Genomic DNA, 14,037 nt, shown 5'->3' with positions numbered 1-14,037 from the left:
TCCAGATCGTTCGATCTGCTGTGGGATCCACCGTGCACCATGCCACTGACAGTCGGATGTCACCGCTGGTCAGGGGCTGTTGGAGGGGTGAGGGAGAGTCAGCCCGCGAAGGCCGGCTCGGAGGGCGGTCCGGAGGCCGGCTCGGAAGGCGGTTCGGAGGCCGGCTCGGAGGGCGGTCCGGAGGCCGGTCCGGAAGGCGGTTCGGAAGGCGACCCGGAGGGTCAGCCCACGATCGGGGAGACGGCGACGCAGCCGCCGGCCATGGCCTGCTCGGCCTTGGCCTCCTTGATGACCTTGCCCTGGTAGATGACCTTGCAGGTGAGGTCGGCGGGTGTGAGCGAGACCGGCATGACGGCCGGCGGCATGATGCCCTTCAGCTTCACGGTCTTCTTCCACGGCGTGGCCGGCTTCTTCTCCGACTCGACCTTCGGCGCCATCGCGGTGCCGTCGCCCGCGTGGTAGTCGATGGACTCGATGCCCTTGCCGGTGACCTCGTACGTGACCTCGTAGGTCTCGGTCACGGACTTGTCGACCTGGTCGACCGCCTTCTCGGCGGCCTCGGAGCAGGCGCCGAGGCCGAGGGCGAGGCCGGCGACGGCGAGGGCCGAGACGGCAGTGCGGGCGGTGCGCTTCATACGGGTTCCCCCTGGACGGTTCGTGCGAGTCGTGCGAGTCGGCTGATCCCGCGAGAAGAATGGTAAAGGAAGAGTAAAGCGCTCTCTCCTCCCACCCTCCCCCGAGCCCGGACTCCCGGGCCACAGGCGTTGTCAGTGGCGGCCTCTACCGTCGAGGACATGAATGCCATGGGGGTGCGCTGGACGGCTGAGCAGGTGCTGGCACTGGCTCCTGACGACGCCTCGCGCAGAGCGGGAAGCAAGCTCGGCACGGCCGGACCGTGGTCGGGCAGGGGCAGCGGCGGGGGCGCGGTCTGGGGTCTGTGCAAGGGCAGCGGCCGCGTGCCGTACCGGACGGTGGTCGACACGACGGGGCCCGCCTACCTGTGCGAGTGCCCCAGCCGCAAGTTCCCGTGCAAGCACGCGCTCGGCCTGCTGCTGCTCCAGGCCTCGGACGGGACGGAGAGCGAGGAGACCGCCGCGCCCGACTGGGCCGGGCAGTGGCTCGCGGCGCGCCGCGCGCGGGCCGGGAGCGCGGCCCGGGGGACCGAGGGCGGCGGCGCCGGCGGCCCGGCGGATCCCGAGGCGGCGCGCCGCAGGGCCGAGCGCAGAGCCGCCCGGATCACTTCGGGCGCCGAGGAGTTGGAGCAGCGGCTCGCCGACCTGCTGCGCGGCGGCCTGGCGGCGGCCGAGCAGCGGGGGTACGGACTGTGGGAGGAGACGGCGGCCCGGATGGTCGACGCGCAGGCACCGGGACTCGCGGGCCGGGTCAGGGAGTTGGGGGCGATACCGGGCTCGGGACCCGGCTGGCCGGTGCGGCTCCTGGAGGAGTGCGCACTGACCCACCTCCTCGACCGCGCCTGGCTCACCGCCGACCGGCTGCCCGCGCCGTTCGCGACGACCGTGCGGACCCGGGTCGGCCTCCCCGCCCCGGTCGACGGCCTGCCGGTGCGCGACCACTGGCTCGTGCTCGCGCAGTACGACGCGGCCGACGCCCGGCTGACCACCCGGCGCATCTGGCTGCACGGCACGGCGAGCGGACGCACGGCGCTCCTGCTGTCCTTCGGCGCGGCGGGGAGGGCTCCCCGGCTGGCGCTCCCCGTGGGCACGGTGCTCGACGGCGAGCTGACCCCGCACGCGGGCTCCGGCCAACTGCGCGCGGAGCCGGGCGAGCAGTTCGTCCCGGTCGAGGGCCCCGCCGTCCCGCCGCCGGGCGGACCGGTGGGCGCGGCCCTCGACGCGTACGGCCGCGCGCTGCGCGAGGACCCGTGGCTGGAGTCCTGGCCCGTGACGCTCAGCGGGGTCGTCCCCGCGCGCGCGGAGTACGGCTGGCAGCTCGCCGACGCGGACGGTCGCGAGGCGCTGCCGCTGACCCCCGCCGCCCAGTCCCGTCCCGGGCTCTGGCGCCTGGTCGCCCTGTCCGGCGGGGCCCCGGTGACGGTCTTCGGGGAGTGCGGGCACCGGGGGTTCACCCCGCTCGCCGCCTGGTCCCCGGAGACCCCGGGAGAAACGGTCCCTCTCATATGACCCCCGCCCACGGAACACCGTCCGACCGGAGGACCCCGATGGAGACGGACACGACGATCCCGACGGCCTGCGCGCTTCTCACGGAGGACGGCACCCGTGGCCACGACGCCGGCACGGACGGAGGCGGAGAGGACGGCGGCTGGGAGGAGCTCGTCACCTCGGCCCTGCTCGGTACGGACCGCCGGGTGCCCGCCCGGCTCGCCGGGCTGCCGGGCGGTGACCTGCCGGGCGCGCTGCTCGACGCCGCCGCGCTGCACACCGTACGGCGCAGGGCGGGACTGCGCCCCGGGCCCGCCGCGCCACCGCCGGAGCCCGCGCCCGAGGACCACCGCCGGCCGCTGCCCGGGGCCGCGCGGCGGCGCCTCGACCAGCTGCTCGCGGGCCGGGCCGCACCCTCGCCCGCAGGGCGGCGCGGGGCCGCGCCCGACCTGGCAGAGCTCCTCCCGCAGTGGCTCGCCCTCGCCAACGAGCGCGGGTACAAGGCACCGGCCGCCACCCTGCCCGCCCTCCTCGACGCGGCCCGGGCCCGCACCGATCTGCGGCCCCAGGCCCTGCTGCTGGCCGGCCCGCGCGGCCTGTGGCTGGCCCGGCTCAACCCCGAGTGGCGGTTCGCCCTGCGCGGCGCGGGCGCGGGCAGCTCGCTCCCGGACCCCGGGGACCGGGAGGGTGTGCGCGCCCTGTGGGACGAGGGCCTGTTCGCCGAGCGGGTCGCCCTGCTCGGCGCCGTACGGACGGAGGACCCGGCGGCCGGTCTCGCCCTCCTCGCGTCCACCTGGTCCGCCGAACGGGCGGAGGACCGGCTGATGTTCCTCGACTCGCTGCGGACCGGACTGTCCGGTGCGGACGAGGAGTTCCTGGAGGAGGCCCTCGGCGACCGCAGCCGCAATGTCCGCGCGACCGCCGCCGAACTGCTCTCCGCCCTGCCGGCCTCGGCGCTCGCGGGCCGGATGGCGGGCCGCGCGGTCACCTGCGTCGGTCTCGACCGGACGGCGGAGTCGCCCACGATCACCGTGGAGGCCCCGCACGAGTGCGACTCGGCCATGCAGCGCGACGGCCTCGCGGCGACACCGCCCGCCGGTCGGGGCGAGCGGTCCTGGTGGCTGGGCCAGCTCATCGAGGCCGCGCCGCTGTCCTGCTGGCCGCCGAGGTTCGGGGGGCGCGGCCCGGAGGAGATCGTGGCGCTGCCGGTCGCCGACGACTGGCAGGCCGAGCTGCACGCGGCCTGGTGCCGGGCGGCCGTGCGGCAGCGGGACGCGGCCTGGTCGCGGGCGCTGCTCGGCTCCCCTGCGACCCCGCCGGCGACGGGCCCCGGCACGTCGTCGCTGGCCGAGCGGGCCCAGCTCCTGTCGACGCTGCCGCCGGAGGAACGGGCGCGCTGGGTCGGGTCGTTCATCGCGGCCCACGGTCTGTCGGAGGCGTTCCAGCTGCTCGGTGTCTGCGAGGTGCCGTGGGCGGAGCCGCTCGGCGGGGCGGTGATCGACGCCCTCGACATCGCGCGGGAGGCGGGCAGTTACCCGTGGAGCTTCAGCGGGGTGATGGGGCTCGCGGAGCGCTGCCTCGCCCCGGAGGCCTCCCGGCAGCTGGAGTCCCTGACGGCCCGGCCCGAGGAGGTGGAGGACATCTCCCCCGGCGCGGGAGGCTATTGGTCCGAGGCGTTCCAGCGCCTGGTCTCCACGCTGCGGCTGCGCGAGGCGATGAGGGCCGAACTCACGGAACCGGCTCGGTAGAACTCAAGAACCCGGCAGGCCCGAGGACCGAGCACGCCGAAGGGCCCTCCCGTGCGGAAGGGCCCTTCGAAGCCCGGGGCACCTATCACCGAAACGGGTGACACGGGCTCCGCGGATGACACCGGTCATGCGGGTTACACGGATCAGGCGGCCACGCGCACGTTCGCGTTCACCCAGTCGACGATGGACGTGGTCGTCGCGCCCGGCGTGAAGATCTCCGCCACGCCCTTCTCCTTCAGCGGCGCGATGTCCCCGTCGGGGATGATGCCGCCGCCGAAGACCTTGATGTCCTCGGCGTCACGGTCCTTGAGGAGCTCCAGGACCTTCACGAACAGCGTGTTGTGCGCGCCCGAGAGGATCGAGAGGCCGATCGCGTCGGCGTCCTCCTGGATCGCGGTGTCGACGATCTGCTCGGGCGTCTGGTGGAGGCCGGTGTAGATGACCTCCATGCCGGCGTCGCGGAGTGCCCGCGCGATCACCTTGGCCCCGCGATCGTGGCCGTCGAGACCCGGCTTGGCAACCACCACGCGGATCGGACCGGTCACACCCATCACTGCCTCCACATGCGACCCCCGCGCGTCTTTGCCGGGGAGGTGAACGAACGTTATCCCCAGCATCCCGCACCCGGCTGTTTCGCGGCGGCGAGCGAGGGGGAAATCACACGTGGGACATGTTCGCTCTGCGTCGTACCCCGCTTTCGGGCCCTCCTCCTGGGCCCACCAGCCGCAAGCGGGGCACGGTCGCGAAGGGAGCCGCGACGAGGTCCGCCGCGCCTCCGTGCCGCCGTCCGTGCGGCACGGAGGCGCGGCGCACCGGCGTACCGTCCGGCCCCGCGTGCCGTTCGGGAGGCCGTCCATGGAGCTCACCAAGGTCACCGCCCTGATGAAGGCCACCGCCCTCGAGCTCGCGATCCTCACCGGCCATCTCGTCCTCTACCCCTCCGGGATCGTGGCCGAGCGCCTCGCGCCCGCCCCTCCCCCGTCGGTGACCCCGGGCCGGCGCCCGGTCGTCCTGCTGCACGGTTTCGTCGACAACCGCTCGGTCTTCGTCGTCCTGCGCCGCTCCCTCACCCGGAACGGCCGTGACTGCGTCGAGTCGCTCAATTACTCACCGCTCACCTGCGACCTGCGGGCCGCCGCCGAGCTGCTCGGCCGCCGGGTGGACGAGATCCGCGCCCGTACGGGACACGCCGAGGTCGACATCGTCGGGCACAGTCTGGGCGGGCTCATCGCCCGCTATTACGTACAGCGGCTGGGTGGTGACAGCCGGGTGCGCACCCTGGTCATGCTAGGCACCCCGCACTCCGGCACGAGCGTGGCCCCGCTCGCCGACGCGCATCCGCTGGTGCGGCAGATGCGGCCCGGTTCGGAGGTGCTGCGGGAGCTCGCCGGGCCTTCGCCCGGCTGCCGGACCCGGTTCGTGAGCTTCTGGAGCGATCTGGACCAGATCATGGTGCCGGTGGAGACGGCGCGGCTCGACCACCCGGACCTGCTCGTGCACAACGTGCGGGTCAGCGGGGTCGGTCATCTCGCGCTGCCGGTGCATCCCACGGTGGCCGCCGGGGTCCGGGATGCCCTCGACGCGGGCGGTCCGGAGGCCCCGGGAGCACGCGAGGAGGAGCCGGGCGCCACGTCCGTGGCGTGACACTCCGACACCGTTCTTCGAACGTTCCTCGAACACAAGGCCAAAGCTCTCTCCGTGACCTGGCGAAACACGGCCGATTGCCCGTTTCCTGCGGCCTCGAACACCGCCGAAGATTGTCGGCTGCGCATACCGCCGGGTACAGTCGCGCCACTGCTTACCCCCGGGACACCCCTCGTCGGGCCCGCCCCGGACTGGTCCTGCTGCCGAGGCGAGAGAGACGTTGGTGAACGACCAGCACCCCCACGCCGGGTACGTCGGAGACGGCGCCCACTCCACCGGCAGTTTCGCCACCGACCCTCTCTTCGGCGCCTACGGCGACGGCGGGGCGGACCAGAGCGGACAGTGGAACCTCGGCGGATACGACGTCACCGGCACGTACGGGACGGCGGAGCAGTACGGAACCACGGAGCAGTACGGAACGACGGCGGCGGAGCAGTACGGAACGGCGACCGGGCAGTACGACGCCACGCAGTACGCCGCGACCGGCCAGTACGACATGACGGGGCAGTACGCCACCACCACCGGCCAGTACGACACGACCGGTCAGTGGGACACCACCGGGCAGTGGAACACCACCGGCGCCTACGACACCACCGGCACGCACGGGACCTCGACCGGTCCGTACGAGACGACGACCGGGCAGTACGACACGACGGCCGCACAGCACGGCACCACCCCCGCGTACGACGCCACCGGCCAGTGGGACGCCTCCGCCTGGACCGAGGCCCAGCACACCGGCCAGTACGAGACCCTCCACGCCGGCGCCTACGCCGCTCAGGGGGCGTACGGATACGAGTCCTACGACGCGACCGGCCAGTGGGCCGCCCCCGCCTTCGCGACCGACACCGGCGCGTACGACGCGACCGCGTGGAACCAGGCGGCCCAGGAGGCCGAGCCGGTCGTCCCCCAGCAGTACACGCCGGGTCCCGAGCACACCGCGGAGTTCGCGTTCGAGTACCTCCCCGAGACCGAGGCCGGCACCGCAGAGGCCCACGCGGACCTCGACGACTTCGAGCCCGCCCACGACCGGGCCGGCCACGACGGCCACGAGGACGAGGACCGTCACGTGGCCCGCGAGGCCCACGACGAGCACGACGCCGACCCCTCCGACGTCGACGACCAGACCGCCGTCGAGGTCCGCACGGACTCCCCCCTCGCCGGCCGCCCCGTGCGCCGCTCCTCCAACGGCAGCCGCGGCCGCCGCCGTACCCCCGCCAAGCGCTCGGCTCTGCTGACCGTCGCCGTTCCCTCCGCCTGCGTCATGGGAGTCGCCGGCATCGCCGCCGCCTCCGTCGGCGGGCTCACCGGAGCCGCCGACGGTGCGAAGAAGGAGGACACGACCGCGCTCGCCGCCGCCGACCCGGCGTCCGTGAAGCAGGTCGCCGCCAACAACGCCCTCGACACGCAGCTCGCCGCGCTCAGCGCCGACGCCCGCGACTTCGGCGACCGCGCGAGCCGCACCCAGGAGCGCATCGACCTCAAGGCACGCCAGGCGGCCGACAAGAAGAAGCGCGAGGAGGAGGCGGCCCGCAAGGAGGCGCTGCGTCCCAAGTACATGCTGCCGGTGGAACTCCACCGGCTCAGCGCGCGCTTCGGCCAGTCCGGCGTCAACTGGATGTCCGTGCACACCGGCATCGACTTCCCCGTGCAGACCGGCACGCCCGTGATGGCCGCGACGGACGGCACCGTCCGCACCCAGATCAACAGCGCCTACGGCAACATGGTGATCGTGACCGCGCCCGACGGCACCGAGACCTGGTACTGCCACCTCAGCAGCGCCAAGATCCGCTACGGCCAGGTGAAGGCCGGCGACGTCATCGCGTACTCCGGCGACACCGGCAACTCCACCGGCCCGCACCTGCACTTCGAGGTCCGGCCGGGCGGCGGCTACGCGATCGACCCGCTGGCCTGGCTGCGCAGCCACGGTCTCGACCCGACCAGTTGACCTCCACACCTCGCGTACGCGAGCGGGCCCCGGCTTCTTCGGCCGGGGCCCGCTCGCGTATGCCGTCTCCGCCGCTACAGCTTCTCGACCGGCGCGTACCGCAGCAGCAGCCGCTTCGGCTTCTCGTCGCCGAAGTCGATCGTCGCCTGGGCGTCCCCGCCCGCGCCGGTCACCGTCATGACCGTGCCGAGGCCGAACTGGTCGTGCGTGACCCGGTCGCCGACCTGGAGGGAGATGACCGGCTTCTCCCCCGCACGCCGGGTCGCGAAGCCCGAGGGGCCGGAGCGCGAGCGGGAGGAGGAGAGCGAGGAGGTGATCCCCGAGGTCGGCCCGGCGGGCTTCACCATCGGACCGGTCCGCTTCCACTCCAGGTACGCGGGCGGGATCTCCTCCAGGAAGCGTGAGGCCGGGTTGTACGAGGGCTGTCCCCAGGCGCTGCGCATCGACGAGCGCGTCAGGTAGAGCCGCTCCCGCGCGCGGGTGATGCCCACGTACGCGAGGCGCCGCTCCTCCTCCAGTTCCTTCGCCTGGCCGAGGGCGCGCATGTGCGGGAAGACGCCGTCCTCCATGCCCGTCAGGAACACCACGGGGAATTCGAGGCCCTTGGCGGTGTGCAGCGTCATCAGGGTGATGACGCCCCGGCCCTCCTCGTCATCGTCCGGGATCTGGTCGGAGTCGGCGACGAGCGCGACCTTCTCCAGGAACTCGGCGAGGGTCGCGGGCTCCTCGCCGCGCTCCTGCTCGAACTCCAGGGCCACCGCGGCGAGTTCCTGGAGGTTCTCGATCCGGGTCTCGTCCTGCGGGTCGGTCGAGGCCTGGAGCTCGGCGAGGTAGCCCGTACGCTCGAAGACGGCCTCCAGGACGACGGCGGGGCCGGCGCCGGACTCGACGACGGTGCGCAGCTCGTCCATCAGGGCGTTGAACCGCTTGACGGCGTTCGCCGAGCGGGCCGCCATGCCGTACGCCTCGTCGACCCGCTTGAGGGCCTGCGGGAAGGTGATCTTCTCGCGCAGCGACAGGGCGTCGATCATCGCCTCGGCGCGCTCGCCGATGCCCCGCTTGGGGACGTTGAGGATGCGGCGCAGCGGGACGTTGTCCTCGGGGTTGGCGAGGACGCGCAGGTAGGCGAGGACGTCCCGGACCTCCTTGCGCTCGTAGAAGCGCACGCCGCCGACGACCTTGTAGGGCAGTCCGACGCGGATGAAGATCTCTTCGAAGACTCGCGACTGGGCGTTGGTCCGGTAGAAGACGGCGACGTCTCCGGCCTTGGCCTCGCCCGCGTCCGTGAGCCGGTCGATCTCGTCGGCGACGAACTGGGCCTCGTCGTGCTCGGTGTCGGCGACGTAGCCCGTGATCTGCGAGCCCGCGCCGGCGTTCGTCCAGAGGTTCTTGGGGCGGCGGGACTCGTTGCGCTCGATGACGGCGTTCGCGGCGGAGAGGATCGTCTGCGTGGAGCGGTAGTTCTGCTCCAGGAGGATCGTCGTCGCGTCCGGGTAGTCCTCCTCGAACTGGAGGATGTTGCGGATGGTGGCGCCGCGGAAGGCGTAGATCGACTGGTCGGCGTCACCCACGACGCACAGCTCGGCGGGGCCGAGGTCCTCGTAGCCGGTGCCGACGAGCTCCCGCACGAGGGTGTACTGGGCGTGGTTGGTGTCCTGGTACTCGTCGACGAGGACGTGCCGGAAGCGGCGGCGGTAGTGCTCGGCGACGTCCGGGAACGCCTGGAGCAGATGGACCGTCGTCATGATGATGTCGTCGAAGTCCAGGGCGTTGGCCTCGCGCAGCCGCGCCTGGTACATCCGGTAGGCCTCGGCGAGCGTCTTCTCGAAGCCGTCGACGGCCTGGTCGGCGAAGGTCTCCTCGTCGATCAGCTCGTTCTTGAGGTTCGAGATCTTGGCGCTGAAGGACTTCGGCGGGAACTTCTTCGGGTCGAGGTCCAGGTCGCGGCAGACCAGGGACATCAGGCGCTTGGAGTCGGCGGCGTCGTAGATCGAGAAGGAGGACGTGAAGCCGAGCTTCTTCGACTCGCGGCGCAGGATGCGGACGCAGGCGCTGTGGAAGGTCATCACCCACATGGCGTTGGCGCGGGGTCCGACGAGCTGCTCGACGCGCTCCTTCATCTCGCCGGCGGCCTTGTTCGTGAAGGTGATCGCCAGTATCTGGCCGGGGTGCACGTGCCGCGTGCCCAGCAGGTGGGCGATGCGGTGGGTGAGCACCCGGGTCTTGCCGGAGCCGGCTCCGGCGACGATGAGCAGCGGGGTGTCGGTGTGCACGACGGCGGCGCGCTGCTGCTCGTTCAGCCCGTCCAGGAGCGCGGCGGTGTCCACGACGGGGCGGGGGGCGCCGTCGCGGTAGTGGGTGTCCCGGGCGGGCGGGGGCACGTCGAAGTGCTCCCCGAAGAGGTCGTGCGGGACGTCCTCCCCGGCCGGGGAGCCGTGCTCGTGGTCCTCGGGGTGGGGCGGGGGCTCCTCCGAGGAGTGGTTCTGGAGGCCGGCCAGGAAGCTGTCGTCAAAGAGGCTGCTCATCGCCTCACGAGTCTAGGACGCCCCACCGACATCCGGGCCCGCCTTCGGGACCCGCCTTCCTCGTCGGCCTGCGGTACCGGTCACACCCGCGCGGCCGGCCGCTCCCCGGAGGGGTCCCGGGTCATGTCCCGAGGGTCACGTCCAGAGGGTCGCGATGAAGATGTTCGCCATGGTCAGACCGCCGACGGCGGCGAAGAGACCCTTCTCGACCCGCTCCTCGTCGCGCTTGACGTAGACGAGGGCGAGGATCACGACGAGGATCCCGAGCTTGATGCCGATCTTGAGGTTGTCGACGCTCTGGTCGTCCGCCTGGTTCAGGCCGACCAGCGCGACGCCCGTGACGAGCATGGTCAGCGCGCCGTGCAGCATCACGGGGCCGAAGCGGGCCGTACCGGCCCCCATCGCCTTCATCTGGGTGAGGAATCCGCCCAGCAGGGCGGCGATACCGATGATGTGCAGTGCGACGAAGACATTGATGAGTACGTCCATGGGCCGGAGCCTAACCGGGGTCTTAGCACCGCCTTCCGGCCGGGTCCACCCGCTCCGTCGCTTCGGTCGGACGGCCGCCGGAATGCCCCTCGGCCCGGCCCCCCGGGCGAAAGACATCGGTCGCCGACCGCCAAGTGTCGCCAATAGCGGTCATCCCGCCGCCCGGGCGTGACCCCAGGTTTAGCGTCCTTCACCAGGTGGCCGGCTCCCCACCACCGCCGGCGATCCGGCGGTTGTCGGTCACCCCCGCCGAGAAAACCCGGCGGCGGTCCGTCTCCCCTGTGCGGCCCGCCGTCGGCCCGGCGGGCCCGTCTCCCCCAGGCAGAGGATGTGACCCGCCCTCGTGGCAGCACACCGAAAACCCAAGCAGTCCCCCCTCGGTGGTCAGGCGGGCCGCACCGCCGCCACGCTCGCCCTCGCCTCCGCCGCGACCGCGACGCTCTTCGAGGGGTCCGGGCACGCCGAACCCCGTCCCACCACCGCCCAGGTCAAGGAGAAGGTCGACCGGCTGTACGAGGAGGCGGAGGTCGCGACCGAGCGGTACAACGGGGCGAAGGAGAAGGCCGACGAGGCCCGCGCCGCGTTCGAGCGGCTGCGCGACGAGGCCGCCCGCAGGACCCAGCGGCTCAACACCGCGCGGGACGGGCTCGGGGCCATGGCCGCCGCCCAGTACCGGTCCGGGGGCCTCGACCCGGCCGTCCAGCTCGCCCTCACCTCGAACCCCGACCAGTACCTGGAGCGGGCCGCGCTCGCCGAGCGGGCCGGGGACCGGCAGGCGGCCGCCGTCAGCGCCGTACGCCGCGAGCTCGCCGCCGTCCGGCAGCTGCGCGCCGAGTCGACGGGACACCTGGACGCGCTGCGCGAGCACGAGACGGAGCTGCGGCGGCAGAAGGCGGCCGTCCTCGGCAAGCTCCAGGCGGCACGGACCCTGCTCGCCCGGCTGACCGCGGAGGAACGCGCCCGGTACCAGGCCGCCGAGGCGGGCCGCGACGGCTCCGGCACCTCCGCCGGGAACGGCGGCACCGGGGGTACGGACACGGCGACCGCCACCGTGCGCGCCGACCGCTCGTCGGGCGGTGACCGCGGGCCGGTGACCGCGCCGAACGGCCGGGCCGCCGAGGCCGTCTCCTTCGCCCGCGCCCAGCTCGGCAAGCCGTACGTGTGGGGGGCGACGGGCCCCTCGGCGTACGACTGCTCGGGCCTCACCCAGGCGGCCTGGCGCGCGGCCGGCGTCTCGCTGCCGCGCACCACGTACACCCAGATCAACGCGGGCCGGCGCGTCTCCCGGTCCCAGCTCGCCCCCGGTGACCTGATCTTCTTCTACTCCGGGATCAGCCACGTCGGGCTCTACATCGGCGGCGGCCAGATGATTCACGCCCCCCGCCCCGGCGCACCCGTCAGGGTCGCCCCCATCGACGAGATGCCCTTCGCGGGAGCGACCCGGGTGGGCTGACGCAGCCTGCTCCGCACCGGGCCCGGACCGGCGGATCGGACCGGTGCCGGGCTCAGACCAGGCGGCGGGCGGTGGCCCAGCGGGTCAGCTCGTGGCGGTTGGAGAGCTGGAGCTTGCGCAGCACCGCCGAGACGTGCGACTCGACCGTCTTCACGGAGATGTAGAGCTGCTTGGCGATCTCCTTGTACGCGTATCCGCGGGCGATCAGCCGCAGCACCTCCCGCTCCCGCTGGGTCAGCCGGTCCATGTCCTCGTCCACCGGCGGCGCGTCCGTCGACGCGAAGGCGTCCAGGACGAATCCGGCGAGCCGGGGCGAGAAGACGGCGTCGCCCTCCTGGACCCGGAAGATCGAGTCGACCAGGTCGGTACCGGTGATCGTCTTGGTGACATAGCCCCGGGCGCCGCCCCGGATCACCCCGATGACGTCCTCGGCCGCGTCCGAGACGGACAGGGCGAGGAAGCGCACCGGGTTCTCCGTCGCGCTCATCAGGCTCGCGCAGCGCCGCAGCACCTCGACCCCGCCGCCGCCCGGAAGGTGCACGTCGAGGAGGACGACCTCGGGGCGGGTCGCCGTGATGACGGTGACCGCCTGGTCGACGTCGGCGGCCTCGCCGACCACCTCGACGCCGGTGACGTCGGTGCGGCCGATCTCGGCCTGCACTCCCGTACGGAACATCCGGTGGTCGTCGACGAGCACCACCCGCACCCGGCGCTCCGTGCCCGCCCCCGCCTCGGTTCCGGTCGCTTGCCCGGTCTCGTCGCTCATCCGTCCGCCCTCTCCATCTCAAGCTCCACTTCGGTGCCCCCGCCCGGCACGGACCGCAGCCGGGCCGTGCCGCCGTTGCGCTGCATCCGGCCGATGATCGATTCTCGTACGCCCATCCTGTCCTCGGGGACCGCGTCGAGGTCGAATCCCGGCCCCCGGTCCCGGACCGAGACGAACACCGTGCGGCCCTCGACCTCCGCATAGACCTGCACGGCCCCGCCCTCGCCACCGTACTTCGCGGCGTTGACCATCGCCTCGCGCGCGGCCTGCATCTGCGCGACAAGGCCTTCGTCGAGCGGGCAGTCGCCGACGACGACCACCTCGATCGGGACCCCGTGCTTGTCCTCCACCTCGGCCGCCGCCTTCTTCACCGCCTCGGCGAGGGTCTCGGGCTCCTCGTCCCTGCCGGTGCCCTCGGGCTTGTAGAGCCAGTTCCGCAGCTCGCGCTCCTGGGCGCGGGCGAGCCGGCGGACCTCGCCCGCGTCCTCGGCGTTGCGCTGGATCAGGGTGAGGGTGTGCAGCACGGAGTCGTGGACGTGGGCCGCGACCTCGGCGCGCTCCTGGGCGCGGATGCGCATGGTCCGCTCCTCCGTGAGGTCCTGCGACATCCGGACCAGCCACGGGCCGGAGAGCAGGGCTATCCCGGTGAGGACGGCGACGGCGGCGGTGAGGGCCGTGCCGAGCTGGGCGACGGAGCCGCGGACCACCACGAAGACGGCGAGGCCGGTGCCGACCAGGGCGACGCCCACGAGGCCGCGGGCGAGCTGGAGGGCGCGCGTGCGGCGGCCGGGTTCGGTCCAGCTGGCCCGGCGGGCGTTGTCCGCCTGGCGCCAGACCAGGGCGACGCCGCCGCCGACGAGGAGCAGGGGCCAGACGTATCGGCCGGACTCGCCGTCGACGCTGATGTTCCCGATGAGCAGCGCGGCGCCGATCGCGAGCACGATGAGGGCGAAGACCTGCCCCCGGTCGGGCTTGCGCAGTCTGCGGCGCCCGTCGGGCGTGGTCTCGAAGACGGGGCGCGGGGCGGTCCGGCCGCCGACGCCGAGCGGGACGACGATCCAGAAGGCCGCGTAGATCAGGAGCCCGAGGCCGTCCAGGAAGCACATGACCACGAAGGCCATGCGGACCCAGACGACCGGCAGCCCGAGGTGGCCGGCGAGGCCGCGCGCGACACCGCCGAGCCATCGCCCGTCGGCGCTCCGGTAGAGCCTGCGCACGGGCGGTTCGTCGGTCTCGGTGACACGAGCGGCTGCGGACATGCACCGATCGTCACACGTTCGGCCCGCCCTGGACATCAGGGTCGGCCCTGAGATCGTCCCTGGTACCGCCCCGGGGGCGGCGGGGGCG

General features: G+C 73.2%; 11 protein-coding genes. 5 read left to right on the top strand and 6 right to left on the bottom strand.

Going from position 1 to position 14,037, the window contains the following annotated elements; all coding sequences use genetic code 11:
• Positions 1-221 precede the first annotated feature (221 nt).
• The gene (locus E0F75_RS17425; protein ID WP_187623425.1) at positions 222-635 is read right to left on the bottom strand and encodes a hypothetical protein; all 414 of its coding nucleotides are present in this window, start codon (positions 633-635) and stop codon (positions 222-224) included.
• Positions 636-794: 159 nt separating this feature from the next.
• On the opposite strand from E0F75_RS17425, the gene E0F75_RS17420 reads away from it, so the two are divergent.
• The gene (locus tag E0F75_RS17420) at positions 795-2,141 is read left to right on the top strand and encodes an SWIM zinc finger family protein (protein WP_187623424.1); all 1,347 of its coding nucleotides are present in this window, start codon (positions 795-797) and stop codon (positions 2,139-2,141) included.
• Positions 2,142-2,179: 38 nt separating this feature from the next.
• Positions 2,180-3,868 carry a DUF5691 domain-containing protein gene (locus E0F75_RS17415; protein WP_229312708.1) on the top strand — a complete coding sequence of 563 codons (1,689 nt, stop codon included), beginning with the start codon at positions 2,180-2,182 and terminating at the stop codon, positions 3,866-3,868.
• Between the two features lie 143 nt (positions 3,869-4,011).
• Here E0F75_RS17415 and E0F75_RS17410 read toward each other — a convergent pair whose 3' ends face one another.
• Positions 4,012-4,419 carry a cobalamin B12-binding domain-containing protein gene (locus E0F75_RS17410; RefSeq protein ID WP_187623423.1) on the bottom strand — a complete coding sequence of 136 codons (408 nt, stop codon included), beginning with the start codon at positions 4,417-4,419 and terminating at the stop codon, positions 4,012-4,014.
• A gap of 304 nt (positions 4,420-4,723) precedes the next feature.
• Here E0F75_RS17410 and E0F75_RS17405 point away from each other — a divergent pair, with 304 nt between their 5' ends.
• Positions 4,724-5,512 (top strand): triacylglycerol lipase, encoded by a 789-nt coding sequence (locus E0F75_RS17405; RefSeq protein WP_187623422.1) that lies wholly within the window; start codon positions 4,724-4,726, stop codon positions 5,510-5,512.
• Positions 5,513-5,732: 220 nt separating this feature from the next.
• Positions 5,733-7,457 (top strand): M23 family metallopeptidase, encoded by a 1,725-nt coding sequence (locus E0F75_RS17400; RefSeq protein ID WP_194481062.1) that lies wholly within the window; start codon positions 5,733-5,735, stop codon positions 7,455-7,457.
• 74 nt (positions 7,458-7,531) lie between these two features.
• On the opposite strand, the gene pcrA is transcribed toward E0F75_RS17400, so the two are convergent.
• Both pcrA and E0F75_RS17390 read right to left on the bottom strand, forming a co-directional pair.
• Positions 7,532-9,982, bottom strand: a complete 2,451-nt coding sequence (gene pcrA / locus E0F75_RS17395) for a DNA helicase PcrA (RefSeq protein WP_187623420.1) — start codon at positions 9,980-9,982, stop codon at positions 7,532-7,534.
• A 135-nt stretch (positions 9,983-10,117) separates the two neighbouring features.
• The gene (locus E0F75_RS17390; RefSeq protein ID WP_187623419.1) at positions 10,118-10,471 is read right to left on the bottom strand and encodes a hypothetical protein; all 354 of its coding nucleotides are present in this window, start codon (positions 10,469-10,471) and stop codon (positions 10,118-10,120) included.
• A 343-nt stretch (positions 10,472-10,814) separates the two neighbouring features.
• Here E0F75_RS17390 and E0F75_RS17385 point away from each other — a divergent pair, with 343 nt between their 5' ends.
• Complete coding sequence (locus tag E0F75_RS17385; protein WP_187623418.1) at positions 10,815-11,924, top strand: C40 family peptidase; 1,110 nt, start codon at positions 10,815-10,817, stop codon at positions 11,922-11,924.
• 52 nt (positions 11,925-11,976) lie between these two features.
• On the opposite strand, the gene E0F75_RS17380 is transcribed toward E0F75_RS17385, so the two are convergent.
• Positions 11,977-12,690 carry a response regulator transcription factor gene (locus E0F75_RS17380; protein ID WP_187623417.1) on the bottom strand — a complete coding sequence of 238 codons (714 nt, stop codon included), beginning with the start codon at positions 12,688-12,690 and terminating at the stop codon, positions 11,977-11,979.
• Positions 12,687-13,949: an ATP-binding protein gene (locus tag E0F75_RS17375; RefSeq protein WP_187623416.1), complete on the bottom strand. Its 1,263-nt coding sequence runs from the start codon at positions 13,947-13,949 to the stop codon at positions 12,687-12,689. Before E0F75_RS17375 ends, E0F75_RS17380 begins: the two co-directional genes overlap by 4 nt.
• Positions 13,950-14,037 lie beyond the last annotated feature (88 nt).

The organism is Streptomyces sp. CB02980, from assembly GCF_014451325.2.
Taxonomy (GTDB): Bacteria; Actinomycetota; Actinomycetes; order Streptomycetales; family Streptomycetaceae; genus Streptomyces.
The sequence above is the reverse complement of the archived record's forward strand: the minus strand, read 5'-3'. Positions and strand labels throughout refer to the sequence as shown.

Bases quoted from the DNA above. Each gene is read 5' to 3' on its own strand.
- E0F75_RS17425 (WP_187623425.1), bottom strand. From the start codon at position 635: ATGAAGCGCACCGCCCGCACTGCCGTCTCGGCCCTCGCCGTCGCCGGC.
- E0F75_RS17420 (WP_187623424.1), top strand. From the start codon at position 795: ATGAATGCCATGGGGGTGCGCTGGACGGCTGAGCAGGTGCTGGCACTG.
- E0F75_RS17415 (WP_229312708.1), top strand. From the start codon at position 2,180: ATGGAGACGGACACGACGATCCCGACGGCCTGCGCGCTTCTCACGGAG.
- E0F75_RS17410 (WP_187623423.1), bottom strand. From the start codon at position 4,419: ATGGGTGTGACCGGTCCGATCCGCGTGGTGGTTGCCAAGCCGGGTCTC.
- E0F75_RS17405 (WP_187623422.1), top strand. From the start codon at position 4,724: ATGGAGCTCACCAAGGTCACCGCCCTGATGAAGGCCACCGCCCTCGAG.
- pcrA (WP_187623420.1), bottom strand. From the start codon at position 9,982: ATGAGCAGCCTCTTTGACGACAGCTTCCTGGCCGGCCTCCAGAACCAC.
- E0F75_RS17390 (WP_187623419.1), bottom strand. From the start codon at position 10,471: ATGGACGTACTCATCAATGTCTTCGTCGCACTGCACATCATCGGTATC.
- E0F75_RS17380 (WP_187623417.1), bottom strand. From the start codon at position 12,690: ATGAGCGACGAGACCGGGCAAGCGACCGGAACCGAGGCGGGGGCGGGC.
- E0F75_RS17375 (WP_187623416.1), bottom strand. From the start codon at position 13,949: ATGTCCGCAGCCGCTCGTGTCACCGAGACCGACGAACCGCCCGTGCGC.